This window comes from Burkholderiaceae bacterium DAT-1, assembly GCA_019084025.1.
Taxonomy (GTDB): domain Bacteria; phylum Pseudomonadota; class Gammaproteobacteria; order Burkholderiales; family Chitinimonadaceae; genus DAT-1.
Genome location: JAHRBI010000001.1, coordinates 542,620 through 556,371, shown reverse-complemented (window position 1 = coordinate 556,371; position 13,752 = coordinate 542,620). Strand labels below are relative to the sequence as shown.

The 13,752-nt window shown below is 57.3% G+C and carries 15 protein-coding genes; 2 read left to right on the top strand and 13 right to left on the bottom strand.

The annotated features are described in order from the left end of the window. Positions 1-14 precede the first annotated feature (14 nt). Entirely contained in the window at positions 15-773 is a 759-nt protein-coding gene (locus KSF73_02585) for a hypothetical protein (protein MBV1774596.1), read from the bottom strand. A gap of 200 nt (positions 774-973) precedes the next feature. Here KSF73_02585 and KSF73_02580 point away from each other — a divergent pair, with 200 nt between their 5' ends. Both KSF73_02580 and KSF73_02575 read left to right on the top strand, forming a co-directional pair. Next, a complete protein-coding gene (locus KSF73_02580) occupies positions 974-1,504 on the top strand; it encodes a hypothetical protein (protein MBV1774595.1) in 531 nt (176 codons plus the stop codon). After that, on the top strand, positions 1,504-1,734 hold the full coding sequence (locus tag KSF73_02575) for a helix-turn-helix transcriptional regulator (protein MBV1774594.1): 231 nt from the start codon (positions 1,504-1,506) through the stop codon (positions 1,732-1,734). The genes KSF73_02580 and KSF73_02575 overlap by 1 nt, the downstream gene beginning before the upstream one ends. Positions 1,735-1,758: 24 nt before the next feature. On the opposite strand, the gene KSF73_02570 is transcribed toward KSF73_02575, so the two are convergent. The 12 genes from KSF73_02570 to KSF73_02515 form a co-directional block, all read right to left on the bottom strand. Beyond that, positions 1,759-1,983 carry a TIGR02450 family Trp-rich protein gene (locus KSF73_02570; protein ID MBV1774593.1) on the bottom strand — a complete coding sequence of 75 codons (225 nt, stop codon included), beginning with the start codon at positions 1,981-1,983 and terminating at the stop codon, positions 1,759-1,761. A 3-nt stretch (positions 1,984-1,986) separates the two neighbouring features. Continuing rightward, positions 1,987-2,514 (bottom strand): lipocalin family protein, encoded by a 528-nt coding sequence (locus tag KSF73_02565; GenBank protein ID MBV1774592.1) that lies wholly within the window; start codon positions 2,512-2,514, stop codon positions 1,987-1,989. 176 nt (positions 2,515-2,690) lie between these two features. Then, positions 2,691-4,727 (bottom strand): hypothetical protein, encoded by a 2,037-nt coding sequence (locus tag KSF73_02560; GenBank protein ID MBV1774591.1) that lies wholly within the window; start codon positions 4,725-4,727, stop codon positions 2,691-2,693. A 192-nt stretch (positions 4,728-4,919) separates the two neighbouring features. Then, positions 4,920-5,240 carry a DUF5056 domain-containing protein gene (locus tag KSF73_02555; GenBank protein MBV1774590.1) on the bottom strand — a complete coding sequence of 107 codons (321 nt, stop codon included), beginning with the start codon at positions 5,238-5,240 and terminating at the stop codon, positions 4,920-4,922. Then, positions 5,233-5,808, bottom strand: a complete 576-nt coding sequence (locus KSF73_02550; protein MBV1774589.1) for a sigma-70 family RNA polymerase sigma factor — start codon at positions 5,806-5,808, stop codon at positions 5,233-5,235. Before KSF73_02550 ends, KSF73_02555 begins: the two co-directional genes overlap by 8 nt. After that, a complete protein-coding gene (locus KSF73_02545) occupies positions 5,801-6,187 on the bottom strand; it encodes a hypothetical protein (GenBank protein ID MBV1774588.1) in 387 nt (128 codons plus the stop codon). Before KSF73_02545 ends, KSF73_02550 begins: the two co-directional genes overlap by 8 nt. A 41-nt stretch (positions 6,188-6,228) precedes the next feature. Next, positions 6,229-7,749 (bottom strand): beta-lactamase family protein, encoded by a 1,521-nt coding sequence (locus KSF73_02540; GenBank protein ID MBV1774587.1) that lies wholly within the window; start codon positions 7,747-7,749, stop codon positions 6,229-6,231. Between the two features lie 163 nt (positions 7,750-7,912). Continuing rightward, positions 7,913-9,025 carry a sn-glycerol-3-phosphate ABC transporter ATP-binding protein UgpC gene (gene ugpC, locus KSF73_02535; GenBank protein ID MBV1774586.1) on the bottom strand — a complete coding sequence of 371 codons (1,113 nt, stop codon included), beginning with the start codon at positions 9,023-9,025 and terminating at the stop codon, positions 7,913-7,915. A gap of 6 nt (positions 9,026-9,031) precedes the next feature. Further along, a complete protein-coding gene (locus tag KSF73_02530; protein ID MBV1774585.1) occupies positions 9,032-9,841 on the bottom strand; it encodes a carbohydrate ABC transporter permease in 810 nt (269 codons plus the stop codon). Between the two features lie 64 nt (positions 9,842-9,905). Then, positions 9,906-10,817 carry a sugar ABC transporter permease gene (locus KSF73_02525; protein MBV1774584.1) on the bottom strand — a complete coding sequence of 304 codons (912 nt, stop codon included), beginning with the start codon at positions 10,815-10,817 and terminating at the stop codon, positions 9,906-9,908. An 80-nt stretch (positions 10,818-10,897) separates the two neighbouring features. After that, positions 10,898-12,145, bottom strand: coding sequence for an ABC transporter substrate-binding protein (locus KSF73_02520; GenBank protein ID MBV1774583.1), 1,248 nt, complete (start codon positions 12,143-12,145; stop codon positions 10,898-10,900). 149 nt (positions 12,146-12,294) lie between these two features. After that, positions 12,295-13,677: a carbohydrate porin gene (locus KSF73_02515; protein ID MBV1774582.1), complete on the bottom strand. Its 1,383-nt coding sequence runs from the start codon at positions 13,675-13,677 to the stop codon at positions 12,295-12,297. Between the last annotated feature and the right edge of the window lie 75 nt (positions 13,678-13,752).

The window sequence follows — 13,752 nt, the reverse complement described above, 5'->3', positions numbered from 1 at the left end:
CGTGATCATGACGATCACTTTGTGCCCTGGTCAGCGGTGCGAGCTGGCTGTGTGGGGGCCGCAAAATCGGCATCGCTGACGGCGACATTCGGGCGATAGGCTTTCACTGTGGTGCGATCAAGTGGCGTGTCATTGGCTGCATTCAATGACTCGATTTGAAATGGCACCAGCATGCCGTTTACGGTGCGGAAATCGCTGAAGCGCTGACGCTGAATGGGTTCACCGATAGTGCCGATCTGGCCTTCGATCAGATGGGTACGCTCATTGACCAGCAGCTCAATTGCCGCGCCGCCGGCTGGCGTGACACTGACGACATCGTATGCGGTGTGCTGGATGGTGCGCTTGCCGAGATAGCGGCGTTCGGAAGGAATCCGGTCGGTGAAGAAGTAGCCATAGGCATCGCCGAATACGGCTGTCCGTCGCTCCTTGATCTCTGCAGGTTGTTGCAGCATCTGCACGCTACCGGCGGGATCGGTGTTCCAGCCCTGCTGACCATCCCATGCCCAGGAGACGTGAAGGGGGCCCATCTCAATCTGCGCAATTTCGCGCGGTGCAGTGGTTAGCGACACCTTGATGCGATAGGCGAACTGGCCCATGGCGCTCGATTGCGCACTGGCTTCCATTTCCAGGCTGTTCAACGTGTCCCAGGCTTTGCCGCCGCTTGCCTGACGGGCTTGCGCAAGGATTGCATCGGCTTGAGGGTCGGCATGGACGATGCCTGTGATGGCGAGCAGTCCGCACAGCGTCCAGCGGAGGGGGGAGGATGACTTCATGATGTCTGCCTTTCAGATCGGGTGGTATGTGGCGCATGAGTCGTCTTCCGTTCATGTGCTAAATTATCGTAAAACAATAAATAGTAAATCTACAAGAATAAAAAATGGCTGTAAATACACAGATAAACGGATATTGCGGAATGAATGTAATGCGTGATACGCTCAGAAAACTTCTTATCAAACAGTAAAAAATGGCTGTCATGGACATTTCTGCAGAGCAAATACAGGTACGACGGCTTGCAAGGCTATTGCGATGGCTGGTGATGCTGGCATTGGCAGGCGGCACGCTGGTCTGGGGGCTATTCAGCTGGACTTTATGGGCCGGGCAGACGCAGCTGCAGGGCGCGATGGCGGGCGGCGTGGCGACCATCGGAGTGGGGATGGCGCAAACAGGCGGGCTAGTGGGGCATCCACCGCTCATGTGGCTCTACATGAGTCTGGATCTTGCCATTGTGGGCTATGGCCTGTTGCGCTTGAGTGCGCTGCTGCTGGGTTACGAAGCGGGCGATCTATTCAGCCGTCGTGCGGCTGATCATCTGTCGGCGTTTGCGCTGTGCATGGTGCTGCGCGAGGCGGTCGATATGGTGGTACCACTGGTGGGCGGATTGGCAGGCTTCTCGATTGACAGTGGCTCGCTCAGGCTCTTGCTGGTCGGCACCGTATTCTGGCTGCTGTCGCGCATTCTCGCGGCTGCCTATACCATTGCCGACGACCATGGACGGATTATCTGATGCCCATTATCGTTCGTCTGGATGTGATGCTGGCCCACCGCAAGATTCGCTCGCGCGAACTGGCGGCACATGTGGGAATTACCGAACAGAATTTGTCGCTACTGAAAAGCGGGAAAGTGCGCGGCATTCGTTTTTCCACCCTTGCCCGCATCTGCGAATACCTGCAATGCCAGCCCGGCGAAATTCTGGAATATGTGCCGGGCGAGGAAGGTGAGGACGGAGAGGATTAGGGGCGGCGTATCGTTGCCGTCCTGCTAACGCCAACCCTGATGCCAGACCGTCTCTTCCAGCAATGACTTCCATTCGATGACGCGGGTTCGGCCACTGTAAATCGCCTCTAGTTCGACGTGGGTGATTGGTGCATCGGGATCGTCAGGCTGCACGATGCGGGTAACAAGAAAATGCTTTTCCTTGTTTACCGGCATGCGTGTAGTCCATTTGCTGCGCAGTAGCTTTTTAGGATTGAGTCTGGTTGCCATGAATCAGCCGTCGCTGCGTGTGTGCCCGACCTGAATGAGGCGCGACGTATCGAAACCAAGTTGACCGGCTTGCTTGCGCAGCGTGTCGATCACTTCGGCTGGTAATTGCTTGTCACGGGCGAGTATCCACAGATAACTGCGATCATTGCCCGCGACCATTGCCCAGCGGTAGTCGGGGTCGAGCGCCACAACATGGTAACCGCCGTAGAAAGGGTCGAAGAACGATACTTTGAGCGAGGCAATGCGTGGGTCACCATTGAATTTAGCATGGCCGTCTGCCTGATCCCAGCGACCCGTGGTGGTGTTGTAGCCCCGATTCAGCACGCCGACATCGCCGTTCGCGCGCAGTGTATAGGTGGCGCTGACATCACTGAGATCACGCTCGAAACGATTATCCAGCCTCAGAATCTCGTACCATTTACCGCTATAGCGCTGGACATCAAATCCGGTTACCGGCGTGATGCCGGGCGGCGGTTGAATGGTGCAGGCGGCGAGCAGGCACGCAATGGTGATCAACAGCAAACGGCGAATAGGTAGCATGCAACGTCCCCTGAAATGAATGAAATACTTACTGGTAAATAATACTACCAATTGGTAACTTTGTGGGGAAACCGTAGACAGTCGGAAAAAATCAGGCCAGCCACTACGGGCTGACCTGAGTTTCTGCGACCGCATGCGTTAGACATGCATCGTCTTAGTGAGGGGCGTTACACCTTGTCGGTTTGAGCCGGGCGCGGCTGATGCATCCCGTCGCGAATCAAATTCCCCAGCAGCACATCCACCAGTCCACCGCCTGTTGCACCGCCACCCGCCACAATATCCGGCACCAGCTTCACCCCGGCCTTGGCGAGCGCCTCGGCGACTTGCACCATGGCATAGTTGCTGGATTCCATCGACGCGATTTTCAGTTTAATGACTTCGGCCTCGGCACCACCCACCGCCTGCGTCTTGGCAGCTTCGGCTTCACCGACGGCGCGGATCACGGTGGCGTCGGCATCGGCATTGATCTTCTTGGCCTGCGCCTGACCTTCGGCAGACTTCACGTTAGCCTTGGCATTGAATTCGGCAATGGCTACTTGCCGTTCGGCATCCACCACCTTGGCCTGCGTAGCGGCGAGTGCCGTGGCTTGTTCCAGCTCCTGCTTCACGACCTGAGCCTGACGCTGGGTTTCATAGGTCACGCGCTCCTGCTCGGCCAGTTTGCGGTCGGTCAGGGTTTTCATCAGCTGATCCGGTGGCACAATATCGCCGATCAGGGTATCGACGGCGCCGACGTTGTATTCCTGTAGCGCTGTCGAGATGGCCTGACGTGCTTCATCCTGACGGGTCGAACGGTTTTTCAGGAAGTCGATGATGTCCGAATTTTGCGCGGCATTGCGGAAGTAGTTGCCAATGGTCGGCTCCAGAACCTGTGTCACCAGCGCCTGCATGCTGCCAAAGCGGGCAATCACCTTGGGCGCATCGTTACGCGGAGTATGGATAATCTGCGAGACATCCAGGTTGAACTTGAAGCCGTCGGCCGAGCGTACCGAAATGGTCGACAGATTGGCATCGAGCTTGTGCGCTTCGGTTTTGCCGGTTGCCCAGTTCAGTACGACGTTGGCGGTGGGTACATTGGTGACTTTATGGGTGTACGGATTGATCGGGTATTTGCCCGGATCAAGCGGGTCGACCCACACGCCTTTTTCACCCTTGCTGACCAGATTGCCATGGCGGAACGATTCACCTGTGACATCGCGGCCTTCGCGACCTACATAAGCAATCACCACGCCGACATGGGCAATCGGCACTTCGATCATCTCGACGATTTCGATGGTGGCAAAGCGTGGATTGATGAAGTAGCGACCGGCCAGCAAAACCTGTTCCTGCAAACCCTTGCAGCCGCCATGGTCGATAAAGGCCTGCGGATTCTGGTACATATTATGGCCGTCTACTGCCGGGCCCGCGATTTCGCCAGTGGCAAGCGCTGTGCCTTCACGGGTAGTGACGATACCGATCTTGTTGTCGGGAATGTCCACGACATCATCGAGTTGCACATCAAACAGCAGCGGATTGATGCGATAGGTACCGGGCGGAATCAGGGCCATTTGCGGGCCACGCTCGCCACCGTTGTCGATAAAGGCGCTGGCATCCTGAAAGGAATCACACGCCACCTGACGCGCCAGCACTCGGCCGCTGGGCAATGGTGTGCCGTCGCGTGCTTCGACGACGCCCACTTTACCGGGCGGGATGCTGAGCGCGTCGGATAAGGTGACGGTAAACAGCAGCGGGTTGATCCGGTAGGTGCCGGGCGGGATGACGGTCATCTGCGGGCCGCGTTCGCCGCCATTCTGCAGAAAGGCACGGGCATCCTGAAAGGCATCGCAGGCTGTGTGGCGGGCAACGATGCGGCCGCTGGGTAGCGCTGCACCATCACACGATTCCACCAACCCGATCTGGCCGGGCGGCACGGTGAAAAACTTCACCAGTTCGACCGAGTATTGCCATGGCCACAGAGCGACATGCATGCCCGGCGGCAAGGTATCGGCCTGAAAGCCTGCCTCGCCGTTGAGTGCGATGATGCGGCCATCCGGAAGCTGCCGGTTGGCACCGAACAGGACGAATTTTTTGGTGACCACGCCGATACTGTCGTCCGGCACGATAACGACGCCGAAGAGCCACAGGATCCAGCGAAAGCCGACCAGAATGAAAAGGATCGCGGCAATGGTGATGAGGTACCAGCCGTATTCGTGAAAGAAATCCACGATGCATCTCCTGAGTGAATTGTTCTTTTAACAGGACCATTCGGGTGAATGGACGCCACCAGTTGCGTCTGGTGGTGATGCAGTTGTATGCCGACAGGTGTAAAAGCGGTGTAAAAACGAAAGGGGCAGCGGCAGAAAGCGTGCCGCTGCGCAGGTGAAGGTGATGTAAAAGCAACTACATGGCTGTGTCGATTACCGGTCCCCGCTTTCGTAAAGTCCCCACCACAGTGAGAGCAGGCTGAATACGAGCGAGGTGCATAGCCATGCCAGCGTGCATGCGGTCAGTGATCCTCCATTTTGGGGCCAGTGCAATGAATCGAAGGGTGTCCATATCAGCAACGTGGACAGACAAAGGAGCGTACCCAGCGTCAGACCAAGATAAATAGGCCACCGGCTGCGGCGCTGACGGGGCAGCTGTTGCATCACCCGGTCGGTGAACCCATCGTCTGCGACGGGACCGTCAAACTGCATGCGCAGCAGGGCCTCAATCGGATCTTCTTGAGTTTCATGCATCATGTTGCTCCTGTTTGCCGGTTTCGTTCCAGGCTGCGAGCAAGGCTCTCAGTTTGGCTTTACCCCGTGTAGCATGGGTTTTGACAGTGCCAAGCGGCATGTCCAGCACATACGCCGTTTCCTCGTGGCTAAGTCCGAGTTGGGTGCAATGCAATAACACGGCCTGTTCGCCTCCGGATAATCTGCTCATGGCTCGCTGCACATCGAACTGGAGATCGGCGGAGTGCGTCGGAGCGGCCAGGTCTGATAGCGCAGCCTCATCTACTTCGTGGTGTGCGGCCGGTTGCTTGCGTACAACATCGATGAAGCTGGTATATGCAATGCGGTATAGCCAAGTTGAGAAACGGGCATCGCCTCTGAATTGATCAAGCTTGCGCCAGGCGGTGAGAAAGGTTTCTTGTGCCAGATCGTCTGCCAGCGCATCGTTTCCACCGGCGAGTCGGCGTAGCTGGGCACGAACCATGCCTTGATGCCGACGCAATAACTGTTCAAATGCGCGTTGATCATTCAGAAGCGCCCTTGCCACCAGTGCCCGGTCAATATGCGCTTCCGAGATGGGATCAGTCACGGCTACGCTCGCGCTGATTGAGCCACCAGCTGACGAGATAGCCTGCACCCGTCATCAGTGGCAGCAGTCCGATTCCCCAGAATGAACGCAGTGTGTCGCCTTCTCCCGTGTGGACGGGCAGGCTCAGTAGCATCGCCATCATGCCCAGACCACTACTGATCAGCACGATACCGCGGCGGCGTTCGCAGAATGCGACTTCGGGTTCTGTGATGAGCTGCAGCGGAAGTTCCACCCCTTTGTCGGCAAGTTGCAGCAAGAGTTGATAACGGGCTTGGGCGCGCCTGGTGCGGAAATGCATGACGATCAGCAAGATCAGCACGGGGGCGAGCATGACCACTGCAGGGATCAAAATGAATTCGGGCGAAAATTCGCTATTCATGATGTGGGTTCCAATTCGATTCGTGAGCTTGTGATGCAGATTTATCGAGCAGACAGCGGAGAGGCTGCCAGTACGTCAGCAATGCGTTCGGCCAGTATCATCGTTTCCTGGTCATCACCTTGATTGCTGGTGATGGCGACGGAAAGGCCGGTCCCCCAGACCATTGCCAGATTCGCAGTCATGCCGGGGGCACCGCCTGCATGTCCCCGGATGTGGCGCCCCGCATGTTCGCGGTCGCCAAATCCTGCCGCATATCCACCGGGGCCCGCCGGGACCTGATTATCAAACATCTGGGTCAGCGTGTGCGACTGAATCAGCTTGCCATGCTTGAGTGCAGCAGCAAATCGCAACAAATCCGCATTATTCGAGTATCCGCCGCCCGCCGGACTGCCTTTGAACGGCAGGGTCATCCAGTTGGCCTTCCAGCTTGTCGAGAACGGTGTCTCATGGAAATAGCCGACAGCCAGATCAGGGGTGATATCTTCCTGGCTGTCGTAGCCGCTGGCGCTCATGCCGGCAGGGGCGAATATATGGGCCTGTATGTAATCGAAGTAAGACTGGTCAGTCAGACGCTCGATGATGCGGCCAAGCAGAATGTAGCCGGCATTGCTGTAGATCCATTGCTCGCCAGGTTCGCCTACGCGCGTCTGTTTGGCGATGAGGGGCAGATAGTCAGCAGGATTCACGAATTGTTCGCGATGGGCAAAAAATTCCGGCACAAAGTAATCGCCCAACCCTGCCGTATGATGCAACAGCTGCCACACCGTCATTTTGCGGGCGGTAGCTTGATCGGGATAGTCGGGGAGAACATCTGCCACCGAGGCATGCCACGACAGTTTTCCCGCCTCGACGAGCTGGGCAATGGCGACAGCCGTAAACATTTTGTTCATGGAGCCAATGTGGAAGCGCGTCTGCTGCCCGACTGGGGTACCTTGATTGCGATCAGCGAGGCCCCGGCATGCGTTGTAAACTGCTTCTTTGCCGTTTGATACCGTGATACATCCGGAAAATTCTTTGTCTTTTACCAGTGAGGCAAGCACCGGATCGATGAGGTCAGGTAGCTGGTGCAGCGATGAGAGGGCGGCTGGCCAGTTTGCGTAGCGTGCAGGATCCTCCATTGGCACCAGATCTGCGCCTATCAAGGTGCCAGCCCGCTTCTCGTCTGCCGTCAGAATCATCATCGCCTGCTTGCCAGTGCGACGACTTTTGACCTCTAGCATTGCCACGCCGGGTTGTCCCGGGGCGCTGCCCGACTCCAGAATATCCAGCCCGCCACTTTCGCGCACGGATGCGACAAGGCGCTTGATTGCATCGGCCCGATCTCCTGCATCCATGGCATCCGAAAAGAGCTTGGGTGCCCAGAGCCGCATGGCATCGGGTGTATCACGGTTGATGTGATCGACGATGGATTTGCCCAGAGCGCTGGCGTCAATTGCGGCTTGATCGGCGGCGAGCGCAGATTGGGGGGCTGCTGCGGCCAGTCCGGTGCCGATTAGCAGAAGCAGACTGGCTAAGCTGGCATGAATGAGGGAATGATGGCGGCCGTGAGCGTGGTTTTGCATGACGTCTTTTCCTCCTGAAGCGCCTGACGAAAGTGTCTGGTTATTCGCTTGGACGGATATCCATCGTCATCTGGATTCAAGGACAATAAAAAAAGGGCGAACTAAAGGTTCGCCCTGTCAATACCCCTACGGACTGGAAGGGTTGCCACCCTGATGCCATGAATCAGGGCAGACGGTTTTCGCTTTCAGGATCAAAGAGCAGCGCCTTGCCTGCATCAAGGGCGATGCGCATGGATTCGCCGGGTTGTGCTGCTGCTTTGGGATGGCAGCGGGCCACGATGCGCACGCCGTTTACTTCGGTGGTGACCAGGGTATCCGGGCCGGTGGGCTCCTGAATCTCCACGCGGATGTCCAGTTGCTGCAGATCCGGATGATCGTGGCGGGCGCTGCCAAGGTCGGTGAGCTGTTCCGGACGGATGCCCAGAATCACGCGTTTGCCGAGGAAAGCACGGCGCGCATCTGTCATCGGGCCGACCTGAATGACATGGCTGGCGCTGGCGCTCTGCAAGGTGACAGTCGCCTGACCATTGGCTTCACCCAGCTCGCAGGGAATAAAATTCATGGCGGGCGAGCCAATAAATCCGGCTACATAGAGATTGGCCGGCTCGTCGTAGATTTCCTGTGGCGAGCCGAACTGCTTCACCTCGCCATCCTTCATCACCGCAATCCGGTCGCCCAGCGTCATCGCTTCGATCTGGTCGTGGGTGACATAGACGATGGTGGTGCCGAGGCGCTGGTGCAGCAGTTTGATCTCGGAGCGCATTTCTACGCGCAGTTTGGCATCGAGATTCGACAGCGGCTCATCAAACAGGAACAGCGTGGGATTGCGGGCAAGTGCGCGCCCCATGGCCACGCGCTGGCGCTGGCCGCCGGAGAGCTGCTGCGGCTTGCGATCCAGTAGGTGTTCGATCTGCAGCGTTTTGGCCACGCGGCTGATGATCTCGTCCTGCTCGTGCTTCGGCACCTTGCGGATTTCCAGACCAAAGGCGATGTTCTTGCGCACGGTCATGTTCGGATAGAGCGCGTAGCTCTGGAACACCATGGCAATATCGCGATCCTTGGGCGACAGGTGATTGACGACCTTGTCGCCGATGGCGATCTCGCCGGAAGTGATGTCATCGAGACCAGCAATCATATTCAGCAGCGTGGATTTACCGCAGCCGGACGGACCCACCAGAATCAGGAACTGGCCCTTTTCGATCTCGATATTGATGCCCTTGAGGATATGGGTGTCGCCATAGCTCTTTTTGACATTGCGGATGCTTAATGCGCCCATGATGCGTTATCCCTTTACTGCGCCGGCCGTGAGCCCGCGTACGAAATATTTGCTGCCGATGGCATAGACGAACAGGGTCGGAATGGCGGCGATGATCGCGGCGGCCATGTCCACGTTGTAGTGTTTGACCCCTGTCGAGGTATTGACCAGATTATTGAGGCCGACCGTGATGGGCTGCTGTTCACCCGAGGAAAACACCACCCCGAACAGGAAATCGTTCCAGATCTGGGTCACCTGCCAGATCAGGCAGACCATGATGGTGGGCACCGATAATGGCAGCAGAATCCGGAAGAAAATCCGCATGAATCCGGCACCATCGATGCGCGCCGCACTGACCAGCTCACTTGGCATGGTGATGTAGTAATTGCGGAAAAACAGCGTGGTGAACTGTAAGCCGTAGATCACGTGTACCAGTACCAGTCGACCAGTGCTATTTTCCAGCCCCAGCATGGCCAGCACTTGCGACATCGGCAGAATCACCACCTGAAACGGCAGGAAAGTACCGATCAGCAGCGCCATGAAAAAGGTATCCGAGCCTTTGAAGCGCCACATCGACAGCACGTAGCCATTGAATGCACCCAGCAAAGTCGAGATCAGTACGGCCGGGATCATCATCTTCAGGCTGTTGAGGAAATAGCCCTGCATGCCGGCGCTGCTGCAGTCGCCACCCGCACAGTCGCCCTGCCAGGCAGTTTGCCAGGCTTCCAGACTGAACACATGCGGTAGAGCCAGCAGATTACCAGTGTGAATTTCGTCCAGCGATTTAAAGCTGGTGGTCAGCATCACGTACAGCGGTGCGAGATACCACACCGCCATGATCAGGAGTACGGTGTAGATCAGGCCACGAGCAAAACTGAGTGAAGTGTTTGGGGAGGATGAATTAGGCACGCTTGTCGCTCCTTAATTCGGAATACAGCAGGGGCATGACAATGGCGCAGGCCGTGAACAGCATCATCATGGCGCTCGCTGCGCCCAGTCCGAGCTGGCCACGTGTGAAACCGTGCTGGTACATGTAGATAGAGGGCAGGTCGGTGGCAAAACCGGGGCCGCCGCCTGTGAGGGCCATGACCAGATCGAAGCTCTTGACCGCGATATGCGTCAGGATCATGAAAGCCGACAGAAACACAGGGCGCAGGCTGGGAATAATGATGCGCAGGTAGATGCGTGGCAGCGATGCACCATCAATCTGTGCCGCCTTGATGATGGATTCATCCACCCCGCGCAGACCCGCGAGGAAGAGCGCCATCACAAAGCCGGATGATTGCCAGACACCAGCCAGAACCACGGTATAAATCGCGTAGTCCGGATTCACAATCCAGTCGAAGTTGAAGCGGGTCCAGCCCAGATCATGCATCACTTTTTCCAGACCCAGTCCCGGATTCAGGATCCATTTCCAGGCTGTACCGGTGACGATAAAGCTCAGCGCCATCGGGTAGAGATAGATAGTGCGCAGATAGCCTTCGCCACGGATTTTCTGGTCGAGCAGCACGGCCATCAGCAAGCCGAGCACCAGACTGATCCCCACGAACAAGCCGCCAAATACGGCCAGATTCTGCATGGAGTGCCACCAGCGTTCGTCGGCAAACAGACGTTCGTACTGGATCAGGCCAGCCCACTCATAGCGGGGCAGCAGGCGCGAATTGGTGAATGAAAGCCAGGCTGTCCACCCGATGAAACCATAAAAACCAATCAGGCAGGCAAGCACAGTCGGTGCGATGACCAGCTTGGGCAGAACCAGATCGGAAAAACGTCCCAGCGAGCGTGCAGCCGCGCTCTGGCGCGGTGCAGACATGAATAATCCTTTGCGATGCAGGAAGGTGCACAGCGGGACCGGACAAGCGTCCGGCCCAGCTGCCTGTTACCGATGTGGAATTACTTGGCCTTGGCTGCAATCAGCAGCTTGGCGACAGCATCCTTCGGCGTCATATTGGAGTTCATGAACTGGGAGACCAGATCCTGCACCGCACCCTTCACGGCAGAAGACATGGCCATTTCATGCGCGAAGGAGGGTACGAGGCCGCCCGACTTGCTGGTGGCGACGAAGTCGGCTTCGGAACGCTTGGCGCAGTCGTCAAACTTGTCCATGTTCAGGTGCATGCGCACCGGGATCGAGCCCTTGCGCAGATTGAACGATTCCTGGAATTGCGGCGCCATCACGGTTTGTGCAAAGTCGTTCACCGCCTTGGAACCCTTGTCCTTCTGGGAGAAGACAATGAAAGAATCGACATTGAAGGTGAAGGCATTGTCGGTGCCCGGTGCAGCCAGACACTGATAATCCTTGCCAGCCACCTTGCGTGCAGCGGTGAATTCACCCTTGGCCCAGTCGCCCATGAACTGCATGGCGGCCTTACCATTGATCACCATGCCGGTAGCCAGATTCCAGTCGCGGTTCGGCATGTCCTTGTCCATATACTTGCGGACGGTGCGCAGGGTCTCGAATGCCTTCAGCGTGGTGGCGCTACCCAGTGTGGCAGGGTCCAGCTTGATAAAGGCCTTCTTGTAGTAGTCCGCGCCACCGATACCGAGGGCGATGGATTCGAACAGGGTATCGTCTTGCCAGGGCTGGCCGCCGTGTGCAACGGGAATAAAGCCTGCCTTCTGGATTTTTTCGGCGATGGCCGGGAATTCATCCCATGTCTTCGGCGGCTTGACGCCCGCCTTGGCGAATACGGCCGGGTTAATCCACATCCAGTTGACGCGATGGACGTTCACCGGCACGGCGACATAGTGACCCCGGTATTTCATGATATTGGCGATCACGGGCGGGAGCAGGCTGTCCCATTTTTCGGCATTAGCGACGGCATCCAGATTCGCCAGTACGCCTTCATCCCCCCATTCCTGAATCGCCGGACCCTTCACCTGGGCTGCAGTCGGTGGGTTGCCGGATACCACACGGGTCTTGAGGACGGTCATGGCATTGTCGCCGCCGCCACCTGCCACCGCGAAATCTTTCCAGGTATGACCCTTGCCCTGAATCAGGCTTTTCAGTTCGGCGGCAGACTGGGCTTCGCCACCGGATGTCCACCAGTGCAGGACTTCAACTTCACCGGCCAGGGCGGAGACGGAAAGTGCCGCGGCGGTTGCCAGTGCGACTGGCAGCAAGGAAAAACGAGTCTTCATGTTCATGCATCCTGATTGGGGGAAACGCCCGACGCCTGATCCGGGGAGTCCGGGCATTTCCGCACACTCTGTAGTAGGGCGCGCCTGCCTGTGCAGGGTCGCGCCAGCGTCATATCAGTTCGATAGCGGTTTGAGTAACTGGCCAGACTTTAGAACCAGTTCTTGCCCCACCAGGCTTCCACCTGTACGCCGAAGGAGGTGCCCGATGTCGCCATACCGAGGGCACCCACGCTGTTTGCGTTGTTGGCATTGATATTAGCCGTTGCAGCGTTGTTCCACTTGGCATGGGTGACAAAAAAGCGCAGTTCCGGACGATCAAAGAAACCCTTGCCTAGCGAGATCGTAGGCGCAATCGTGAAGGTCGTCAGGTTTTCGGTATCCGTACCGGGATAGCTGAGGCGATCAATGCCGATCTGGCCTTGCAGCTTGAAATGTTCATTGATGGCATAGGATGGACGAATGCCGAAGGAATCCCATTTAGAGGTGCCCGATGAGGCTCCATTGATACCGTAGACGGGGGATTTGTCTTCCTGATGGATGTAGTTGAAGCCTGCCCCGAAATCCTTGGTCGGCTGAATCCACAGGGCATCGAAGATGCGCAGTCGGGTATCGTCCGAGCCGAGCAGGGTCGAGCCGGATACGCCCATACGGTTGCAGCAGGGGCCATTGCTACCGAAGGCGGTCCACGGGGTAGCCACAGTGTAAGTACCCGGATCACCGCGACCCGTACCTGCGCCCACGCCATACTGGACGCCGAAAGTGTTGCCGCCGCCCATTACGTCCTGATTATGGAACAGGTGCAGGCTGTAGCCACTATGGCGCGATGCACCGCCATTATCCGGGCTGCTCGGAGTAATCAGGCTCACCGCCAAGTCCAGTGTGCCACCAGCATTCACCGGCAGACCACGGTACAGGAAGTTGTTGCGGATAGCCGAGTTCGACGACTTGAAGGAATAGTTGTTCAGCGAGGTGCCAGCAATGTTGTTGGTGTCATTGTCCTTGAAGATGGCGTAGCTGAATTTGCCGCCTAGATCGGTGCCGATATTGTCGAAGCCGCCGCCGGTGCCGTTCAGGTTGATGTATTGCAGATCCATCCAGTGGATATCCGGACGCTCGTAGTAGCGTTCACCCACCCAGGCAGTACCGCCATTGAGCCAGTCCAGACCCTTGGCCTGCACGAAAATCTGCGAGATGCCGAGTTTGCCGGAGTAGGCGGAATCGCCGGAGTAATCATTGACCATGATGTAGCCTACCAGCTTCACGCCATCATCTGCCTTGGCCATGGTGCGGGAGTACCCGAATTCCGTGTAGCTGTCGCATTCATTCCCCAGGCGATAGCCGTGTCCATTGCCATTGCCGAGGTAGTAACAATTCTGGGTGCCGCCATGCGAGGATGTACCGGCACCTGCACGCAGGTAGCCTGTGAATTCACCTTCATCATCGGATGCAAACGCGGACAGAGCCGCCATGCCGAGACAGGCTGTCATCACCGCCTGAGCGATACTGCGACGCAAAGCGCCATGCGCGAACATGCTGGGTGTTGCCATCTTGATATTGCTCCTCTCCGTGTAGATTGATGCCGGCTGGGTGGCCGGCAGGTGAGTGCC

Bases quoted from the DNA above. Each gene is read 5' to 3' on its own strand.
- KSF73_02585 (MBV1774596.1), bottom strand. From the start codon at position 773: ATGAAGTCATCCTCCCCCCTCCGCTGGACGCTGTGCGGACTGCTCGCC.
- KSF73_02580 (MBV1774595.1), top strand. From the start codon at position 974: ATGGACATTTCTGCAGAGCAAATACAGGTACGACGGCTTGCAAGGCTA.
- KSF73_02575 (MBV1774594.1), top strand. From the start codon at position 1,504: ATGCCCATTATCGTTCGTCTGGATGTGATGCTGGCCCACCGCAAGATT.
- KSF73_02570 (MBV1774593.1), bottom strand. From the start codon at position 1,983: ATGGCAACCAGACTCAATCCTAAAAAGCTACTGCGCAGCAAATGGACT.
- KSF73_02555 (MBV1774590.1), bottom strand. From the start codon at position 5,240: ATGCATGAAACTCAAGAAGATCCGATTGAGGCCCTGCTGCGCATGCAG.
- KSF73_02545 (MBV1774588.1), bottom strand. From the start codon at position 6,187: ATGAATAGCGAATTTTCGCCCGAATTCATTTTGATCCCTGCAGTGGTC.
- KSF73_02540 (MBV1774587.1), bottom strand. From the start codon at position 7,749: ATGCAAAACCACGCTCACGGCCGCCATCATTCCCTCATTCATGCCAGC.
- ugpC (MBV1774586.1), bottom strand. From the start codon at position 9,025: ATGGGCGCATTAAGCATCCGCAATGTCAAAAAGAGCTATGGCGACACC.
- KSF73_02530 (MBV1774585.1), bottom strand. From the start codon at position 9,841: ATGGCGGTGTGGTATCTCGCACCGCTGTACGTGATGCTGACCACCAGC.
- KSF73_02525 (MBV1774584.1), bottom strand. From the start codon at position 10,817: ATGTCTGCACCGCGCCAGAGCGCGGCTGCACGCTCGCTGGGACGTTTT.
- KSF73_02520 (MBV1774583.1), bottom strand. From the start codon at position 12,145: ATGAAGACTCGTTTTTCCTTGCTGCCAGTCGCACTGGCAACCGCCGCG.
- KSF73_02515 (MBV1774582.1), bottom strand. From the start codon at position 13,677: ATGTTCGCGCATGGCGCTTTGCGTCGCAGTATCGCTCAGGCGGTGATG.